The 2,355-nt window shown below is 39.6% G+C and carries 2 protein-coding genes and 1 pseudogene; all 3 read right to left on the bottom strand.

Translation table 11 applies throughout. The features are described 5' to 3' along the window. Positions 1–376, bottom strand: a pseudogene (locus AC1DDX_RS26495) (TolC family protein); the annotation flags it as partial. A gap of 74 nt (positions 377–450) precedes the next feature. Continuing rightward, the gene (locus tag AC1DDX_RS26490) at positions 451–1,812 is read right to left on the bottom strand and encodes a sensor histidine kinase (protein WP_288881046.1); all 1,362 of its coding nucleotides are present in this window, start codon (positions 1,810–1,812) and stop codon (positions 451–453) included. Further along, positions 1,809–2,355: winged helix-turn-helix domain-containing protein (locus tag AC1DDX_RS26485; RefSeq protein WP_477622934.1), on the bottom strand; the 547-nt coding region annotated here is incomplete at its 5' end. The genes AC1DDX_RS26485 and AC1DDX_RS26490, both read right to left, overlap by 4 nt.

Raw genomic sequence — 2,355 nt, 5'->3', positions numbered from 1 at the left:
CGGCCAGTTTAACCCTGGTAGTAGCCAGTTTAATATTCTTGTTGCGTTTACCGGCAAGCTTAATCATTTGTGATAAAGAGCCCTGATATTGTCCGGTAGCTTTGCTGGTTTCAAGAAATCTCTTTGTTTCTTTATTGTACAAAAGATTTTCGTAGCTGATTTCAGGATTGTCAAATAAGCGGGCGGTTATCACATCGGCCTTTGCCTGATCTGTTTGGTATTGCTGAGCGATTAGCTGGTAGTTGTTCTTTACAAAAAGACTTTCGGCATCCCGTAGGCTTAGCTTAATCGAATCTGTTACCTGTGCTGAAGCTGTTGTTGCAAAGAAAACGAGCAGTATGCAGCCAAAAAAGGTATGGAATCTTAAAGGTATCATAACCATTTGTGTAATGTTTGGTCAAACCTACCCTGAGAGAATTAAAGCGAAATTAAAGCGAAATTAAAATGAGATTAAAATAGCGGGAAGTGCACATGGAAGGTGGTGCCCTGGTGCTTTTGTGACTTTACACTGATGTTCCCCTGATAGAGCATAATGATTTTATGTGCCATATATAGGCCCATACCACTTCCTGAATGTTCAGCTTTAGATGATGAGCTGTAAAAAGGTTTGAAGATGTTATCCAGATCAGCAGGCGCTATTCCAACACCAGTATCGATAATGAAAATATGGATACCATCGTCTTTAACATCAAGCACGCATTTAACAGGTTGATGGTCTGAAAATTTAAATGCATTAGAAATGAGGTTGTCAATTGCAATTTGCAATAGGGTGGGGTTGCAGGTAATGCTTAGCTGATCTTCGTCCATAGGGAGATCTTTTACCTCAACCAAAAGGCTATTCATACCTGTTTTTTGATTCCATTCCTGTTGCAAACTCCATATCATTTCATCGATACGTACTTTTTCGAGATTGGTTGAGCCATATTCCAGATCGGCCTGGGCAAGCTTAAGTAAACTGCTGATGATGTTTTCCAGTTTTTCTGAATCCTCCAGTACTGATGCTAAGGCTTTTTGGTATTCTTCTTTACTCCGATCCTGGGAAAGAGCAATTTCAGTACCTATGATCATTCTTGTTATTGGAGTCCTGAGCTCGTGCGAAGCATTGGCTACAAATGTTTTTTGCAAAATGAAGGATTGCTCCAGATGCTCCATCAGGTTGTTGAAATTTTGAGCAAGTAGATGAATCTCGTCTTTATTGGGTCCTTCTTTTACCCTGAAATGAAGGTTGTTTGACTTAATCAGTTTAACCTGATCTATAAAAAGATCCAGAGGCAGGAGTATTTTTTTTGCAATCCATCGGGCAGAAAGCAGTAGCCCTACAAAGATAACAAGGAAAATAGCTGCCATTATTTTCAACAGTTTTTCTGCTCTGACAATGGTGCTTTGGTCGATGGCAGAGGCCAGGATTACAAAATCACCCTGATTGTCTTTGTAATAAATGCCTACTACTTGTCTATTGCCATCCTTAAACCGGGCTTTTTTATATCGCCTTACCCTTTCGATGGTTTGAATGTTCCAGTATTGCTGATCATCACCAATAAAAGTTGCGTCGTTTTTGCTGTTATAAATACGGATCACCTCTCCATTTAGCTTTTCGAGGTATTGTTCCCGTACGCGGGTTAGTGAATCGCTTGATATTTCATCGGCTTCCAGGTAAAGCTTGGCTGTAACCATGGTGCGGTCTGTAAGTCGGTCAAAAAAATCACTCTGCATAAACTTTATGAAGGTAAAGTATATGGTAAAGAGCACGCAAAGCAATACTAATGTACTGATCAGTGTAAAGTATAATGCGAGCCGATCTTTTATTTTCATGCCTCTTTGAGGATATAGCCCATCCCAATTTTTGTATGTATCAACCGTTTATCAAAGCCCTTTTCAATTTTTTTTCTGAGGAAATTGATGTAAACATCAATTACGTTGGTGCCGGTATCAAAACTAATATCCCAGGCATTTTCTGCAATGTATTGTCTGGATAGTAATCTGTTCGGGTTTTTTAAAAACAGCTCGAGCAGTATGTATTCTTTGGCAGTAAGTTCAATTGCTATGCCGGCTCTTTCAACAGACTTACTATAGGTATCCATAGTGATGTCTGCAAAATTAAGAATGTTATGTGGGGCAAAATTTTTGTTGTTTCTTCTTAAAAGTGCTTCCAGGCGAGCAAGTAATTCTCTGAAATGAAATGGTTTAAGTAAGTAGTCGTCGGCACCGGAACTTAGGCCGGTTACTTTATCTTCAATAGAGCCAAGTGCGGTTAGCATAAGGATAGGAAGATCTTTGTTTTTTGCTCTCAATTGTCGGCATACCTCAATGCCGTTTAAGCCGGGCATCATGATGTCGAGTATTACGAGATCATAC

The organism is Pedobacter sp. 10L46_2 (assembly GCF_056395165.1).
This window is presented reverse-complemented; position numbering and strand designations above follow the sequence as displayed.

Excerpts from the sequence above, each read along its gene's own strand:
- AC1DDX_RS26490 (WP_288881046.1), bottom strand. The coding sequence starts at position 1,812 with ATGAAAATAAAAGATCGGCTCGCATTATACTTTACACTGATCAGTACA.